This window comes from Pantoea piersonii, assembly GCF_003612015.1.
GTDB lineage: Bacteria > Pseudomonadota > Gammaproteobacteria > Enterobacterales > Enterobacteriaceae > Pantoea > Pantoea piersonii.
The window spans coordinates 147,700-164,105 of the sequence record NZ_RARB01000006.1; the positions used below are offsets into that span (position 1 = coordinate 147,700).

General features: G+C 53.2%; 11 protein-coding genes. 4 read left to right on the top strand and 7 right to left on the bottom strand.

Going from position 1 to position 16,406, the window contains the following annotated elements:
- Positions 1 to 5 precede the first annotated feature (5 nt).
- The 3 genes from D7S44_RS16760 to D7S44_RS16770 are packed head-to-tail and all read right to left on the bottom strand — an operon-like array spanning position 6 to position 5,417.
- Complete coding sequence (locus D7S44_RS16760) at positions 6 to 1,997, bottom strand: hydantoinase B/oxoprolinase family protein (protein ID WP_120456753.1); 1,992 nt, start codon at positions 1,995 to 1,997, stop codon at positions 6 to 8.
- A gap of 12 nt (positions 1,998 to 2,009) precedes the next feature.
- The gene (locus tag D7S44_RS16765) at positions 2,010 to 4,064 is read right to left on the bottom strand and encodes a hydantoinase/oxoprolinase family protein (protein WP_120456754.1); all 2,055 of its coding nucleotides are present in this window, start codon (positions 4,062 to 4,064) and stop codon (positions 2,010 to 2,012) included.
- 9 nt (positions 4,065 to 4,073) lie between these two features.
- The gene (locus tag D7S44_RS16770) at positions 4,074 to 5,417 is read right to left on the bottom strand and encodes an NAD(P)/FAD-dependent oxidoreductase (RefSeq protein ID WP_120456756.1); all 1,344 of its coding nucleotides are present in this window, start codon (positions 5,415 to 5,417) and stop codon (positions 4,074 to 4,076) included.
- 232 nt (positions 5,418 to 5,649) lie between these two features.
- On the opposite strand from D7S44_RS16770, the gene D7S44_RS16775 reads away from it, so the two are divergent.
- A complete protein-coding gene (locus tag D7S44_RS16775; RefSeq protein WP_120456757.1) occupies positions 5,650 to 6,399 on the top strand; it encodes an IclR family transcriptional regulator in 750 nt (249 codons plus the stop codon).
- A gap of 260 nt (positions 6,400 to 6,659) precedes the next feature.
- On the top strand, positions 6,660 to 8,021 hold the full coding sequence (locus tag D7S44_RS16780; RefSeq protein WP_158591275.1) for an MFS transporter: 1,362 nt from the start codon (positions 6,660 to 6,662) through the stop codon (positions 8,019 to 8,021).
- Positions 8,022 to 8,297: 276 nt separating this feature from the next.
- Here the strand turns inward: D7S44_RS16780 and D7S44_RS16785 are convergent, their stop codons facing one another.
- Positions 8,298 to 9,371: a glycosyltransferase family 9 protein gene (locus D7S44_RS16785; RefSeq protein ID WP_120456761.1), complete on the bottom strand. Its 1,074-nt coding sequence runs from the start codon at positions 9,369 to 9,371 to the stop codon at positions 8,298 to 8,300.
- A 550-nt stretch (positions 9,372 to 9,921) separates the two neighbouring features.
- Positions 9,922 to 10,056 carry a hypothetical protein gene (locus tag D7S44_RS24025; protein ID WP_257026030.1) on the bottom strand — a complete coding sequence of 45 codons (135 nt, stop codon included), beginning with the start codon at positions 10,054 to 10,056 and terminating at the stop codon, positions 9,922 to 9,924.
- 298 nt (positions 10,057 to 10,354) lie between these two features.
- On the opposite strand from D7S44_RS24025, the gene D7S44_RS16790 reads away from it, so the two are divergent.
- Entirely contained in the window at positions 10,355 to 11,569 is a 1,215-nt protein-coding gene (locus D7S44_RS16790; protein ID WP_205685240.1) for a ferredoxin reductase domain-containing protein, read from the top strand.
- 750 nt (positions 11,570 to 12,319) lie between these two features.
- Complete coding sequence (locus tag D7S44_RS16795; RefSeq protein WP_120456765.1) at positions 12,320 to 13,522, top strand: amino acid permease; 1,203 nt, start codon at positions 12,320 to 12,322, stop codon at positions 13,520 to 13,522.
- Between the two features lie 133 nt (positions 13,523 to 13,655).
- On the opposite strand, the gene D7S44_RS16800 is transcribed toward D7S44_RS16795, so the two are convergent.
- Positions 13,656 to 14,672, bottom strand: coding sequence for a LacI family DNA-binding transcriptional regulator (locus D7S44_RS16800; RefSeq protein ID WP_120456767.1), 1,017 nt, complete (start codon positions 14,670 to 14,672; stop codon positions 13,656 to 13,658).
- 71 nt (positions 14,673 to 14,743) lie between these two features.
- Positions 14,744 to 16,243: a PTS transporter subunit EIIC gene (locus D7S44_RS16805; protein ID WP_120456768.1), complete on the bottom strand. Its 1,500-nt coding sequence runs from the start codon at positions 16,241 to 16,243 to the stop codon at positions 14,744 to 14,746.
- Between the last annotated feature and the right edge of the window lie 163 nt (positions 16,244 to 16,406).

A 16,406-nucleotide genomic window follows, 5' to 3' on the forward strand; every position in this document is an offset into this window, starting at 1 on the left:
ACGTTTTACTGCAGGAAGGCCTGATATTCACTTCTTATGCTTTCGTACAAACGATAAATCAGCTCTCCGCCCTGCTCGGAGAGGTTGCTTTCGGACTCGGCCGCAGCAAGCGCGTCAAACAGGCGATGTTTGATATGAAAGCGCCAGATGACCGGCACGTGCGAAAGAATGTCCGTCAGGGCTTGATAACGCTCCCGCGTCCAGCTCTGCTCGAAGCGAGTGCGCCATGAACCATAATCAAAGTGAGCAGCCGGTGCCGCATTAACGGCTAACCGCTCGCGCATTGTTTGCGTGGCACCGTAGTCCAGCTCGCCGTTGCGTATCACAACGCCATAATCCTGTTCGGCGCGCGCGGCTGAAACGTAGCCGCTTCTGACATCGCTTAACACCGCTTCGGGAGCGCGTGCCAGCGGCGAGCCATAGCCGCCGCCTCCAGCGCCGGTCAGACGAATAACATCTCCCGCCTGACAGCGGATCACATCGCTGTTGCCAAGAAGCTCCGGCGACGGCGTGTCGGGGTTTTTAATAAAGATCGCGGTGCTGCCCGCTTTGCCGCCCAGCACGCCCCAGGACGCGAAATGCGTGCGGTCTCGGTTGCGCGCGGTAACGGTGGTGTCCGGCGCAAAGACCTGAAACTCCATCATCAGGCCCGAGCCGCCGCGATACGTGCCTGCCCCACCCGAATCTGGCACCAGACAATAACGGGTGATACGGATGGGCACTTCAGCCTCATTAATTTCCACAGGCGTGTTACGCAAAAAGGCCACGTTGGCACCAGACCCCTCCTCCCCGTCGCCAAAGGGCATCCCGCCAGCCCCGCCGCCTACCGGGCCGATCGAAGCGATAACGGCGCGACCAGCAGCGCTTGTGGTCTTGACGTTAAGGATCGCCAGCCCACAAGCGGCACAGGCGGGCAGTCGATCGGGTACCGCCTGCGAAAAGGCGCCGAAGGTCAGCACGTGCGTCAGTTTACAGGTAAGGCTGCGCATACCCACCGCAGCGGGGTAAACCGCATTCATCACGCTACCTTGGGGTAACACGCACTCCACGACGCGGTCCAGCCCGGCATTCAGCAAAATATCAGGATTAAGCGTATAGAGGACGTAGTGGTATCCCACCAGCGCCAGCGCGTGACGCGTCATGCCACCGGTCGGCATATTCAGTGACGAAAGTAGCTGCGGATCGCTGCCGGTGTAATCCAGGATGGCTCTACCGCCGCGAATCTTCAGCGTCATCGCTACCCGCATCGGTTTACCGTTCACACTGTCTTCGTCGGCATACTCCGCGAAAAAATATTCGCCATCCGGCACGCTTTCCAGAATGCGCTCCGCCTGTTGCGCCGCATAATCGAGCAGCGCAACCATGCCCTGCTGAAAATCCTCTACGCCAAAGTGCGCAATCATTTCATGTACGCGCTTCTCGCCGTTAGCCAGCATGGCCAGCTGGGCATGCAGATCGCCCATGTTCTGCTCTGGCGCGCGTACGTTGGTTTTTATTAATGTGAGCAGCGACTCGTCAAGGACACCCTCTCGCACAATTTTCGTAGGGGGAAGACGGATCCCCTCTTGATGGATTTCCGTCAGGGTGCGCGAGAGTGAGGCCGGCACGGCGCCGCCGACATCGGTATTGTGAATATGACCGCCGACAAAGCACACCAGCTTTTCCTGCCAAAATACAGGTTTCCACATCACCATATCCGGGCTGTGGGTCGCCACATTGCCGCTGTAGGCATCATTAGTCATCGCCACATCGCCCGGTCGGTAGTCATCAATCATGCCGAGGACCGGGCCGTAATCCAGACCGATATACCAGGTGGCGCCCAGCGTTTTCGGCGAGGCAAAAGCAAGACCTTCGGGTGTCAGCAGCGCACAGGAGAAATCTTCCGTCTCTTTTACAAAGGTAGAGTGCGCAGTGCGTACCAGCGTATGCGCCATGCTCTCCGCCGCCGCCACACAGTAGTTCGCCAGAATTTGCAAACCAGATTGATCAAAAGCCATATGACTGCTCCTTTATTTCGCTGTGCGGGTAAGATCGGTAAGGATGAGATTGCCCAGCGCATCAACCCGAACATGGAATTCGGGTAGCACTGTCACCGTAGTATCAGACTGCGCGATAACCGCCGGACCGGTAAATTGCTGGCCGCCCGCCAGCTGTTCACGCTGGTAAAGCGGTACGTTGTGATAGCGACCAGACATCCATACGTCAATCTGTCCAGCGGGCGTGGGCGCGACCTCGCTGTACGGCAGCGGCTGCAGCTGCGGTTTTGGCGTAGGCATGCTCACCACCAGCCTCAGCGAAACGACCTGAATCTGTGCATCACGGTCGCTGTAGCCATACAGATGCGCGTGACGCGCATGGAAAGCGTCGCGCAACGGTTCAAGGTTGCCTTCCGCCAGTTGCTGACGTGGCAGCGGCGTTTCGATCTCGAACGATTGTCCTTTGTAGCGCATTTCGGCGGACAGGCTGAACTGACCGCGGCTGACATCGCTCACCTCATGCGCCAGCCAGGCGCGCGCCCTGTCCTCAAGCCACTGATACTCCGTCTCCAGCTGCGGCAGACTTTCTGCGGTAAGATCGCTGTAAATGATGCGCACAAAATCGTTTTTCACATCGGCTACGAGGCCCCCCAGCGCGCTAAGCACGCCTGGCGTTAACGGCACCAGAACTTCGCGCATGTGCATCGCGCGCGCCAGATAACAGGCCAACATGGGACCGGCGCCGCCAAAAGGCATCAGAGAAAAAACGCGCGGATCGATACCAAAGCGAGAAACCAGGCGACTGATACCGGCATACATCCCGGAAACCGACACCTGTATAATCGCCTCAGCGGTGGCTTCAATGGATTGTCCGAGGTGAGACGCTAACGTATCCACGGCCTTTTTAGCCGCGGCCACATCAATATTGACGGCGTTATAGCCGAGCTTTGCCTGCCCCAGGATCCCCAGCGTGACGAAGGCATCGGTAATCGTCGGCTGTACGCCGCCGCGCCCGTAACAAACCGGTCCTGGCGTCGATCCCGCGCTCTCCGGGCCAACCTTCAGTACGCCAAACTCATCGACACGCGCGATCGAGCCGCCGCCGTCGCCAATTGAGGTAACGGAAACAGAGGGAATGTGGATCTGGTAGTCACCAATATATTCACCGGTATCGTACTGCGCCGCGCCGTCGACAATCAGCGCCACATCGGCGGTGGTGCCGCCAATATCCAGGCTCATGACATTTTCACGCCCGCACTGACGCGCCACCCATGCAGCACCCATAACGCCGGAGGCGGTACCAGAGAGGATCATCTGCACGCACTCTGCTTTGCCGCTTTCGGCACTCATGACGCCCCCATTAGATTTGGTGACCTTAAGCTCAGCCGTGACGCCCGCCTGAGCCAGCGCCTGTTGCAGCGCACCGAGATAGTGCGACACGCGCGGCTGTACATAGGCCCCGATTACCGCCGTTTGCGTGCGCTCAAACTCGCGGATAACTGGCCAGACATCGCTGGAGCAACAGGTGAAAAAGCCCGGCATCTCGCGCTCAATCAGCGCCTGTACCTGCTTTTCATGCACCGGATTGCGGTAGGCGTGCAGCAGAGCAATGACGACGCCTTCACACCCAGCGCGCTGCAATCCTTCAATAGCAGCCGCCACGCTCTTTTCATCAACCGGGTTCAGCTCATTGCCGCTGGCATCCAGACGCCCCTCAATGCCGAAAACATGTTCGCGCGCGACCAGCGGCGTCGGTCGTAAAGAATGCAGGCTGTACATATCGGGCGTTTTCAGTCTGCCAAGCGCCAGCACATCCTCAAAGTAGCGGTTAGTGATCAGCCCCAGCCGAGCCCCTTTTTTCTGTACTACGGCGTTCACACCCACTGTCGTCCCGTGAGTAAAGTAGTGAATGTCTGCCGGATTGATACCGTAGCGCTTCACCAGCTCCCTGATGCCGTGCAACACTTCCTGGCCAGGCTCATCCGGCCGTGAAAAAACCTTCAGGCTGTGAAGCACGCCTGATGCTTCATTGAATACGGCGAAGTCGGTAAACGAGCCGCCAATATCTACCCCAATGCGCAATCCCATTACTCCCCCTCAGTTCTTTTGTGAGTGTGCAGACTTGTCTATCCGGTCACGTAGCTGGTAATAGCTGCCCAGCAACGGCATAAACCAGGTGTTACCGGTGTAAAGCGGATGGCCAGGCAAAGGCGAGACGCCATATGGGCTGCTGTGCAACGGCGTTTGCTCGATAAGGTGACGCGCCAGCCTGTGGCCGAGCCAGCTCATCATGGTGACGCCGCTGCCGTTGCAGCCTGTGGCATAAAAGCAGCCCTGCGGTGTTTGTCCGATATGCGGCAGATAGTCGAGCGTCACCGCCACTTTGCCGCCCCAGCTGTGGCTGATTTTGATGTCGCGCAGCTGAGGAAAGCGCTGCGTCAGATGCTGATAGAGTACGCGAGCCGACTGCCGCCGGTTGAGGGGGTAAAAGCGCGCGCGGCCGCCAAACAGTAGTCGCGTGCCATCGGGCGAATACCGGAAATAGTGCGTGACCCGCTGCGTTTCAGCGACCCCGCGCTGCCCGGGGATCAGGCTCTTACGCAACGCGTCGGGTAACGGTTCGGTGGCAATTTGATGGCTGGTGACTGGCACAACGCGCGCGTGCAGATGCGCCATCTCTGGGCCGGTATAGCCATTGGTGGCGATGATGACGTGGCGGGCTCTGACGCTGCCGCGGCCGGAAATTACACGGTAATGTGCATCCTGCTTTTCGATCTGACTTACCGCTGAACCGCTGCACACCGTTACACCCGCGTTACGGACCGCAGCAAGCAAGCCGGCATAATAGCGTGCGGGATTAAGCAGGCCGGCGCGCTGGATCAGGATACCGCCATGATAGGCCGGACTGTCGAGTTCGGCGCGAAGCTCTTCGCGTGACAGCAGACGCGCGTTAACCTGGCTGACCTCATTGAGCAGCGGCAGCCGCTTTTTCCAGCTTTCCAGATGTTCAGGGATCCAGGCAGCAGCGAGGCGCCCGGTCTGGCGATAATCACAGACGATATGATGTTGCTCAATCAGCTGCTCAAGAAAGCGGTAACCTTCCGCAGCCTCCCGCAGCATGTCACGCTGGTGCTGGTCGCTGCGCTGCCGGATGCCTTTTTTCGACGCCATGGTCTTCCCGACATTGATCCCACCGGTCACCTGACCGCCGCTCAACGTGCTGGCGCCGCTGCCGGGCAGCCCGGCCTCGAGCACGACAACCTGTTTGCCATGTTGCGCCAGCTCAAGGGCGCAGCACAGGCCTGCATAACCCGCGCCCACGATGGCATATTCCACTTCGCGCGGAACGGGAAGCGGCGCATCGTCATGCGGTTGCCATTGTGACCACCAGTAGGGTTGCTCCTGAAAATCTTCGCTAAAAATTGACTCGGTTCCCCGCATCGCTTTGCCTCGCACAGGTCGTTAAACACACTCGCTATCGTTCCACAATGAGGAATGGCATTCCATTTTTATAACCTGGCACGATTTAAACCTGGCTGCAAGGGCAAAATTTAAGCAAAAGGGGCACGTTGTCATGGCATCCAGGGGAAAGGCGAGGCAGGGTAAAGCAGGCTGTGCCATATTACGGCACAGCTATCGATGACATTAAAAATAAAAAACGGACGGTTTATTTATGCAAAGTCTGATTAAGAGTTTGAAAGTGCTGGAGATGGTAGCGGAGAAGCAACCCGTCAGCGTTGGAGAACTGGCAAAGATGATGTCAATGCCGAAAACGACGGTGCAACGCATTCTCTGGACCTTTCATGAGGCAGGCTGGCTACGTCTGATTGAAGGCGATATGCCACGCTGGGCGATTAGCCCGCGCGTGCTCAGCGTGCGGCCTGATGAACTGACTGGCGGTGGCCTGGCGTCTGCTATACAAGAGCCAATGGCTGAACTGCGCAATGCCACTCAGGAAACCGTTTATGTGTCGGTCTATGATGGCAGCAGCGCGGTAGTAGTTATTGACCGGCTGGAAAGCCCCCATCCGGTGCGCGCGGTCAGTCCTGTCGGCGATATCGCCCCTATTCATTCAACTGCCAATGGCATGGCGATCCTGGCCTTTCTGCCCGAGTTGCAGATTGAAAAGATCATCAATGGCGAACTTAACTCTTTTAATCCGTCGACCATTACCCAGCCTGAACAGTTACGTGATGAGCTAAACCGGGTGCGCGAACGAGGATATTCCATTAACCGGGGTTACTATCGCGCTGGCATATTTGCAGTAGGGGCCCCTGTTTTCGACGCTATGCATCAGCCGGTCGCCAGCATTTGTATTTCCATGCCGGATTCCCGCTATCGCGAAGACAAAATCGCTGAATGGGGGGCGCTGACGATGCAGGCTGCCCAATCAATTGGCCTGCAAAAAAACGCCAGAAGCTAACACGATGATGTTCTGGCAATTACATTGCCAGAACAAGCCCAGCAGCTGTCATTGACCCCGTTCTCCTTCGATCTGCCCTCATCCTCGCGCTTGCGTGTCGCCTTGTGATCCATATTGAAATCCTCTCGCTATTGCATTGACGGCTATTTCTCGCTCATCTAACGTAAATAACGGAATGGCATACCGCAATGTGGAATGAGCAATCATTCTGACTCACGTTCAATTGACCGTGCAGTTTGACGGTGAAGATGGAGTTAACCATGAGCACGTCCGCCACGCTTCCTGAGGTGACAACCGAAATGCAACGCAAAACGTTGATTGGTGCTGTCGCTGGCAATCTGGTCGAGTTTCTCGACTTTGCCGTTTATGGCCTGCTCGCCCCAGTCATTTCCCGGATTTTTTTCCCGCAGGATGCGCCGCTGTCTGCGCTGCTTTCTGTGCTGCTGCTTTACGCCTCAAGCTTTTTAGTCAGGCCGATTGGAGGCATTGTGCTGGGGCTGGCAGGCGACCGCTGGGGCAGACGTTTTGTCCTGATGGTGACCATCACCGGTATGAGCGTCGTGACCGGGCTAACGGCTCTCCTTCCCACATGGTCGCAAGCGGGTACAACGGCGACGGTGCTGTTAGTGATTTGCCGTCTGATTCAGGGCTTTTTTGCCGGCGGAGAATACGCGACGGCAACAGACTATATTGTTGAAAACAGTAATCAGAAACGTCGTGCATTCCGCGCCTCGTTTTCTCCGATTGGCGCCTATATCGGTACAGCCATCGCCATAGGGCTCTACACACTGCTGTCTTCGTGGATTACTGCGGCTCAAATGGAGGAATGGGGCTGGCGCGTACTGTTTGCTGTCGGGTTCCCGCTGGGGCTGGTGGGTCTGATCATTCGCCGCAAGCTTGACGAAAGCCCGGAATTCCGTGCGGTTGAGCGCGCACGCCAGGAGAAACAAATTACGCCCCCGACGGTGACGCAGGTTATCCGCTCGCAGTGGAAAAACATGCTGGTCTTCATGTCTATCCTGATGAGTCATACCCTGCCGAACTATCTGATTTTGGGGTTCTTCTCAACCTATCTTACAACGTTTGTCGGTCTGACCAGGCCTGACGCTGCCAGGGCCGTGCTGGTTTCCCAGTTTGTTCTGATCTTCAGTACCCTTCTGCATGGTTATCTGAGCGATGTCATTGGACGTAAACTCTGGCTAATGTTGGGCTGCGCGCTGCTCATTCCGGCAATGTTCTTTGCCTTTACCTGGGCTGAGCACGGCACGCTGAGTAGCGCGATTATCGCGGCGATCGTGCCGGTCATGATTTTTCCTATGGTGACGAGCGGTATGACCATCAGCCTGGTCGATATGTTTCCGGCTGAGATGCGAGCCTCTGCTGGGGCTATGGCTTACAACATGGGGACAGCGCTTTTTGGCGGCACAGCGCCGCTTATCGGCGCAGCGCTGATTAGCTGGTCAGGCAGCGCATTTACGCTGGTCTATTATATTGCTGCGGTAGCAATTGCCTCGTTTATATCAATAGGATTATTTTTCCACTATCCACGCCAGCGAGTCTGTGATCCCTACTCCGCGACGGCAGCAGCCGTGACGCCAGCAGCAAATCGCGTCAGAAGATAACCAAAGCGCATCCTGTACAGGGATAAAAAAACGGGCAGTTCATCGCCGCCCGTTTTTCTTTGTCACTTCCCTGCTATAAGGATCGCTGGCGGTGCCCGCATGTGGGCACCATAAAATAATAAATAACATACCTGCTTAATGCCGATACGTGACAGTGAAGCCGGCTGCGCAGGTGTGGATTTCAGCCGGGAAAATTTTATGGGAATACCTACTACAGCACCTGCGCGCTTCAAATGCAGAGCGCACAGATGCTGAACATAAGATCTTCACCTTATATTATGCGTTTTCCAGGCTCGCTCTGACGGCCTCAAATACCATTTCAGGACGAATACGCTGCATCGGATGTTCGTCATTGCTTTCTGGCGGCTGGTGGATAATCCGATGAAGATCAGGATCTTGAAAAGGGCCCGAATACAGTGGATTTGCTGTGCCAAACAAGCTGACGGTTTTAACCCGGGCGGCAACGGCGATATGCATAGGGCCAGTGTCGCCGGTGACCAAAACATCAAGGCTCATAATCAGTGTTGTCAGGTCATCAAGCTGCGTTTTACCTGCATACCTTCTGATACAACTACGCATGTCAGGAGGCACAGCGTTGTAAAACTCTGCTTCAAGATTTTGTTCAGACTTTGCGCCGGTTATGACAATTTCTATATCTGGATAGTATTCAAATAAGGCTACAGCCAGCTGGTTAAAGCAAGCCACCGGCCATCGGCGTTCATCCCTCGAAGCCCCTAACTGAAAACCCACTCTTAATGGCCTGGGCTCTGCTGCTGGCTTTGTATACGTCTTTGGTAAATGCATGGTGCTTAAAGTTGAATCGGCACCCAGAACACGGATAAGCTCAAGTTTCCTTGCAATAGTATGTCCGGTAAATTCTCCAGAGCACGCGTGTAGATACTGATTAAGATCCACAGGATCATATCTGTAATTATCCCGCAAAATAATTTTACAGCCTGAGACTAACGCAGCCAGTACATCATAAGGATAATGTGAATGAAGAATGACGCACAAATCAGGTTTTAAACGGCGCATTTCCCTGATTAAAGGAAGAACATGCTTTATCTTGTTGTCCCATTCGATAATATTATCGAACCAGTCATACTTATTAACAAGAGACATGTTTTTTCCGCTACTCACTAGCGTAAATGATGCATCAGGGAATCTTTTTTTGAGGGAATATATTGCAGGCGTGTTCATAAGAAAATCACCAAGCGCGGTAGTGGAAAACACAACTACAGAACGAGGCATGATACTATCCAGACCCTCTGTCTCAGGCTTTGGCCTGTTAGTAAGGTACACATACCCTTTCAAAAATAAACCAACAAGTTTTCTCTTAAAAGGTTTCATTTAGACACCTGTCGAATTTATAAAGTTATTTTGTGAATTTTGCCATACTTCTCAACTTTTTGCATAGCAAATTAAAGAGAACCCAAAGAGGAAAAAGGTTATACAGAACTCTTTATTTTTATAAGATTACCTTATGATGTTCAAAGGTTAAAAGTACCACATTTATTATAACAGAAAGACCATAAACGATTTATAAACATCATTAATTAACCATCAAATTATGCAGGAAGACAGCTTAATAGTCATGTCTGGATAGCAACAAAAGCAAGGCGCGCTCATAGTGTTGCATTTTTTCTCTCTCCTCTAAATGCAGTTTATCCTCCTGAAAAAAATGAAAGCTCTTTATCAGGCAAAGACTGGATTAGCTAATTCATTAACGCCAGAGTAAGTGTAAGTAGAGAACGCCATAATGATCCCAGTCCAGGTTTTAAAGCCTGCTGACATGCTGAGCCTGAGAAGAGCAACCTGCCGCACAGTGTATTACTACCGGGTTCCAGCAGATAAATTGCGTCTGAAACTTTTTTACCGAGCGCAAAAGGGAGGCTTACGTCTATAATTCCATTTCCGTTTTTATTCCATCTGCTTCCCTGATATTTTTAGCTTTATTATTTTTTCCTTCGTCTAAACTTCCTGCTGATTCAGATTTATTCCATTTATCAATAAAGCGCCACATGCTGCTGCGCATGAAGTTGCGATAGCGCCTCCGGTGCATGGGTTATAACTGACGGTAGCCATAAGTTATCCGCCAGCAGTACGCCTTGGATTATTCTCAAATTTTGTTTATCTGTTTACCCTATATATTACCTGCTTTATTCTAGCCGTTATCTAACCATCAGGTAGTCATGTCCTTCCATTTTCATGGGGTAAATTTTTTGAAAGAGTCACGAATGATTGATGTCTGGCAAGGCAACAGGCGGACTATTTCCTGGTTAAAGCGGAGTAAGTTATACCCATTAAGCCATTATCAGCGGCTGTTTATTCTGGTGACGTTTATCAATCTTTTGTGGCTTGATTATGCTCTGATGACCGGACGCTGGTGGCAGCCTCAACAGTTAAATTTGGCCGCAATGGCGAATATGGCGCTGGGTAATTTATTAATTACCGTGCTTATTCGTCAGCAATATCTGATTAATCTGCTGTTCCGCCTTGTCTGGAAAACCCCGCGAAACTGGCCATTAAAGGTGCGTCGACATCTGGCCAAGGTCTATCACTTTGGCGGGATACATTCAGGTTGTGCATTATTTGCCACTTTATGGACGCTGGGATTTACGGCCGGCGTTTGCTGGAACTATATGCATCATTTGCCGGGCGTTTCACTGCAACTGGTGATGCTTAATCTTATGCTGGGGCTGCTGCTGGCCTTGATCTGCCTGATGGCCCTGCCGGCGGTGCGCGCGCGTTATCATAATCAGTTTGAACACGTTCATCGCTACGTTGGCTGGCTGGCACTGTTTCTCTCATGGGCTCAGGTAAGCTGTTTTGCCCGTGACACGCACCATTCAGTGTACATGCTACCCGCCTTCTGGGGGCTGCTGACCATTACTGTCAGTGTGCTGGTGCCCTGGCTTCATCTGCGCCGGGTACCGGTGACCTTCACCCGCCCGTCGGAGCATGCGGTGCTGCTGCATTTCAACTTGCCACGCGATCCCTTTACCGGCTCGTCGTTTACCATTAGTCGTCATCCGCTGAGTGAATGGCATGCGTTTGCTAACATCCCGGTGCTGCAGGGGCGCGGCTGCCGGATGCTGGTTTCACGGGCGGGTGACTGGACCAGCGAGTTTATTGATAATCCGCCAGGCCATGTCTGGTTTCGCGGCATTCCCACGCCTGGCGTTGGCAGTGTGCATCAGCTCTTTCACTCAGTGGTGTTTGTCGCTACGGGCAGCGGTATTGGCCCTCTGCTACCCCACCTGGTGGCTAACCGGCCGCGCCGCAGTCTGATCTGGTCAACGCGTAATCCCCGTCTTACCTACGGCGATGCTTTTGTTGACGAGGTGCTGACCGTGGTGCCGGATATCATTATCTGGGACACCGATGCGAAGGGTAAACCGGATCTGCTGGAGCTTGCCTGGCAGGAAGCAGAACGCATAGAGGCGGAAGCGGTAGTGTGCATTGCAAACCGTGGGCTTACTGATTACGTGGTGGAAGGGTGTGAGGCTCGTGGCCGCGGGGCGTACGGTGCTATCTGGGACTCATAAAGCGTAAAGCTGATAGCCATTTTCGCCTTAAAAAACATGCCGGAACCGAACGGTTAAATAAATGATCGGTTGAATCGTCCGGCAGTTATATAAAAAAGCCCCAGCATTTTTTGATGGGGCTTTTTTTATGCTGTAGGGTGCGGATAAGCATTACCTTTTAAATTTAAAATTACATGGCCATGCTTTTGCCTGACCCTTAATATAAAAGCGCACTTAAAATATCTCTGTAAGCACCAGCAATAGTAACATCCCCGACGTAGCAATATTTTTTTGGTGTGGCGACGTATTTAATTCGTTACCCAGACCCAGATAATTAATGATATGAAACAGCAAAAACAACTGCCGTAAGCGAAATATTTTTTTGCTTCGTGAAAAGATCAGCATGGTAAGAACATTTTGCAGCCTCTGTCCCGGCAGGCATCCAGCGCCCAGCCGCCCTGACCAGTGTTTGACGCTGGCAAGATGAGCATAACAATGCAGCATCCTCCAGCCAGTCTGGTCACACTTCTACGAAATGATTTGGCCTCTGCGGTATTTTAACGGACAATTCGACGCCTTCTGATAAGCGTCTGGCCCGCCCCATTTCAGGTGTTTTTATGCGCTAGTGCGTCGATTTAGTTAAAGAAGAAGCCATAACGTAGCGTAATTGTTTTAACATTCAATAGATATAGTGCAGAAATGAATACTCAAGTAAAAAATAAAAACGTAGCCGCGAGCAGAACAGCATGGTCGATTAAAGATACGGTCTGGATGATGGGGGTATACGGTACGACAGTAGGTGCGGGTACGCTTTTTCTGCCAGTAGAAGTGGGCACGCGGGGAGCTGTCGTGTTGTTAATGATGTTTTTACTGGCTTTACCGCTGTCTCTGGTACCGCATCTACTGATCTGTCGCATCTTTATGCGTGATAAGCAGGCAGACAATGCCTCCCTTCCTCTCTTCGGTAAATTTTTCGGTCCGAAAGGCCGTCAGGGCATTAAGCTCTTTTTCTGCGTAGCCCACTTCCCCGTCACGCTTGTTTACGCTGTTTCACTGGTTAACGCGCTGGACAACTATTTTACCGTCCATCTGCACTTCGCCGAAGTCAGCCGCGCGCTGTTGTCATTCATCGTCGTCGCGTGCTTGTTTATTGTGTTAAGCAAAGGGCGTGACCGTGTTGTAAGCACGATGAGCACGCTGGCTATACCCTTTGCGCTCTCTCTCTTGCTGATTGCTGTGATGCAGATCCCTTCCTGGCATCTTTCAAACCTGACGTCGTCAATGCAGGAAATCACGGGGGCGTCTTCCGGTATCTCACTTAAAGCGCTCTGGTTGACGCTGCCGTTGATCACCTTCTCCTTTTGTTCTGCGCCGATGATGTCGCCTTTATCCTCTTATTATCTGGAAAAAGGAAACGGCGGCGAGGAGAAAGCCGTCAGCGTGATTCGTCTGGCTTATTACGCCATTTTTTCCAGCGTTATCTTTTTCGTCCTGAGCTGCGTGCTGAGCATGCCGCATGACGTGTTTGTGAATGCCCGAGCACAAAACCTGAATGTACTTTCCGTTATGGAAGGGAGCGGGGGGGCTGGCCTGTTATTTTTGATTGCGCCCTTTATCGCCATGGTGGCGATGACAAAATCCTTTCTTGGGGTCTGCCTGCCGGTTGCGGAAACCTTCTCAACGCTCATCGGCGATGCTGTTGGCGTAAAAGATGACGCGGGCCGTAAGCGGGCAAAAGCCATGGCGTTCGCAATCTTGTTTGCGGTGTCGTTTGCGGTCGCATACTGGAACCCTGATGTAATGGCGCTGATTGAAACGGTATGCGGGCCTCTGATTGCTATCTTTGTGTTCGCTATCCCTTCTTACCTTGTCTATACCAGAAAGGAGCTGCATGCGCTGAGAGGCGGGATGGCAATCACCGTTATTATTGGTGGCCTGCTCACTATGTCCGCGCTGCTCTACAGCATGCTGTAAATAAAATACCCCAGCCAATCTGGGGTAAAGCTCTGACGAGGGCCGCTGAGCCCACCTCTTTTCTTCTGTTCCGCAATCCTTCTGGCATGAACGGTCAGCAACGTTTATGCCATCTTCCCGGCGTACACAACCACTACGCCGACTCCCTGATGACAAGCTCCCCGCTCAGCATAATGCGCTGCGTCGGCAACGCGGGCTCCCTGATCTGACTCATCATCAGCTCTGCTGCCTGCCGCCCGGTTTCCTCGCTGGCGGATGACACGCAGGTCAAGGACGGCGAGGTAAGGTTGACGTGCAGCATATCTTCAAAGCCGATCAGCGCCACTTGCTGCGTCAGAAACAGATCCTTACCCAGCGTGCGCCCGACCTGATGAATCCCGTTAATGGCACCAATCAGCGCCGTCGGCGAATGACAAAGCAGCGCGGTCAGGGTGTGGTTTTTTTCCAGCAGATGGCGAGTGACCTGGCTTGCCGCCCAGGTATCTTCGCTGCACGCGGGCGCCGAGTCCTCTTTTTGCACAATGCCGTTTTGCTGCAGGCTGGCGCGAAAGCCCTGCAGTCGCTGCATGCGAAGCAGACAGTCGGCCTGCCCACCGATGTAACCGATATTACGGTGTCCGCGTTCCAGCAGATAGCGTGTCGCCAGCGCGGCGGCCTGTCGGTTGTCGCGCATGACCAGGTTACAGGCCTCATTAATCAATATCTGAGAGACGACAACCAATGGCAACGGGCACTGGCGAAGCTGTTCAGGCAGCGTGGCGTGCTTAGTGTCAGAGGTCAGATAAATAATGCCCGCCACGCCCTGCTGTTTGAATGAGAGAAGACAACGCTCAAGGCTGGCCCCGTTATCCTGGGGCTGGCCAAGAAACACCATAAATCCGTGTTTTTCTAATTCCTTTACCACGCTTGCCATCACTTTGATGGCATAGCTGTCGCTAAAATCGCAGAGGATCAGACCTATCAGGTTTGAAGTGCTGGCGCGCAGATTAGCCGCCGCTACGTTATGCACATAGCCCAGCTGCTCAATAGCTGCCTGCACCTTTGCAATGGTCGCGTCGGAGATCTTGCCTTTCTGCCGCAACACCAGTGAGACGGTAGAGACGGATACGCCAGCCTCTTTGGCAACATCAATGATGCTGACTTTTTTCAAACCTGCTCCTGAAGGAATCATCCTGCCTTGAAATAGCGTCTCCAGCCGGAGCCGGAGACATGAGTCACCTGTTATTTTGCCAGCATGGTCTGCATGGTTTGCGCGATAAACTGCGCGCGGGCGCCAAAAATCACCTGTATTCCCGTATCGCCGATAAAGACCACGCCGCGTGCGCCAACGCCGTTAAGGCCATCTTTATCCACCAGCTCGCTTTTCACTACGTCAAGACGCAACCGGGTGATGCAGGATCCCACAGTATTGATATTTTGTGCCCCGCCAAGCAAGCCAATGATTTCCGTTGCGACCTCGTTATCCGATTTATCGTTCACACTGGCCGTGACCAGCGTGCGGCCTGGGGTTTTAATATCCAGACGGCGGATGACATAGCGGAAGGTAAAGTAGTAAATCAGTCCCATCGGCACGCCGATGATCACGGCGTTCAGGTAGTTAGTCTGATATCCGTTAAAGGACGGCAGGATGCCAAACGACAGATAATCAATAAAGCCGGCGGAGAAGGATTTAGCGATATGCGCATGCATCAGATACATCATCATGTAGGCCAGGCCCGCCATGATGGCGTTAAAGACGTAGAGCACCGGCGCCACAAAGATAAAGGTAAACTCAACGGGCTCCGTGATCCCGGTCAAAAAGCAGGTCAGCGCGGCGGAAAACAGGATCCCGGCAGCGATCTTCTTATTGGCGGTATGCGCTTCGTGATACATGGCAAGGCAGGCGGCAGGCAGAGCAAACAGCATCAACGGGAATTCGCCCTGCATAAACTTACCGGCGTTCTGGTACGAGTCGCTGCTAAAGGATTTCACGCCCTCTTCCAGCATCTTAAACCAGATGGTCTGATCGCCATGGATCACCAGCCCGGCATGGGTGGTGTAGTCGCCAAACGAGTACCAGAAAGAGGGATACCAGATATGATGCAGTCCGAGCGGAATAAGCGCGCGCTCTACCAGACCGAAAATAAAGGTGGATGCCGCCTGGTTGTTGCCGTTTACCATCACAGAGAGCGCATCAATGCCCGACTGGATATGCTGCCAGACATAAGGCAGCAGCAGCCCCATTAAAAAGGATAAACAGGCCGTCGCGATGGCGACAAAGCGTTTGCCGGAGAAGAAACCGAGGAACTCAGGCAGCTGCAAAGTATGGAAGCGGTTATAACACCAGGCGGCGAGCACGCCGCAAATCAGGCCGCCGAACACCCCCATTTGCAGCGTGGGGATCCCCACCACCATCGCATATTTGCCCCCCTGCGACGCCATCTCTGGGGTAATGCCCATCACCGTGCCGATCGTAATATTGGTCACAAAGACCGACACCGCAGCCGACAGCGCCGCGATTCCCGACTCCGAAGCCAGCCCGACCGCAGAGCCGATAGCGAACAGCATCGGTAAATTATTGAAGATAACGCCCCCGGCATTCATCATCAGCGGCAAATGAAATTTGTCGCCGAAAGCCAGTAACAGGCCAGCGGCAGGCAGCAGCGAGATAGGCAACATCAAGGCGCGCCCTATCATCGACAATTTTGATAACGATTTAATTAATCCTGAGAACAGACTCATGCTGTTTTTCCCCGATTCAAGGCCTTGGAAGACACTTTTTAAGTGCTGTTGGAGTAGGTAGAACGTTCTACTAAAACGTTCTACTCATCATTCGATGAGCCGATGAAACAGGCAACTTAATTTTTGCCATTGCTCAGATGATTTACTGATAGTTTGAAGTGGA

Excerpts from the sequence above, each read along its gene's own strand:
- D7S44_RS16760 (WP_120456753.1), bottom strand. The coding sequence starts at position 1,997 with ATGGCTTTTGATCAATCTGGTTTGCAAATTCTGGCGAACTACTGTGTG.
- D7S44_RS16765 (WP_120456754.1), bottom strand. The coding sequence starts at position 4,064 with ATGGGATTGCGCATTGGGGTAGATATTGGCGGCTCGTTTACCGACTTC.
- D7S44_RS16770 (WP_120456756.1), bottom strand. The coding sequence starts at position 5,417 with ATGCGGGGAACCGAGTCAATTTTTAGCGAAGATTTTCAGGAGCAACCC.
- D7S44_RS16775 (WP_120456757.1), top strand. The coding sequence starts at position 5,650 with ATGCAAAGTCTGATTAAGAGTTTGAAAGTGCTGGAGATGGTAGCGGAG.
- D7S44_RS16780 (WP_158591275.1), top strand. The coding sequence starts at position 6,660 with ATGAGCACGTCCGCCACGCTTCCTGAGGTGACAACCGAAATGCAACGC.
- D7S44_RS16785 (WP_120456761.1), bottom strand. The coding sequence starts at position 9,371 with ATGAAACCTTTTAAGAGAAAACTTGTTGGTTTATTTTTGAAAGGGTAT.
- D7S44_RS24025 (WP_257026030.1), bottom strand. The coding sequence starts at position 10,056 with ATGCGCAGCAGCATGTGGCGCTTTATTGATAAATGGAATAAATCTGAA.
- D7S44_RS16795 (WP_120456765.1), top strand. The coding sequence starts at position 12,320 with ATGATGGGGGTATACGGTACGACAGTAGGTGCGGGTACGCTTTTTCTG.
- D7S44_RS16805 (WP_120456768.1), bottom strand. The coding sequence starts at position 16,243 with ATGAGTCTGTTCTCAGGATTAATTAAATCGTTATCAAAATTGTCGATG.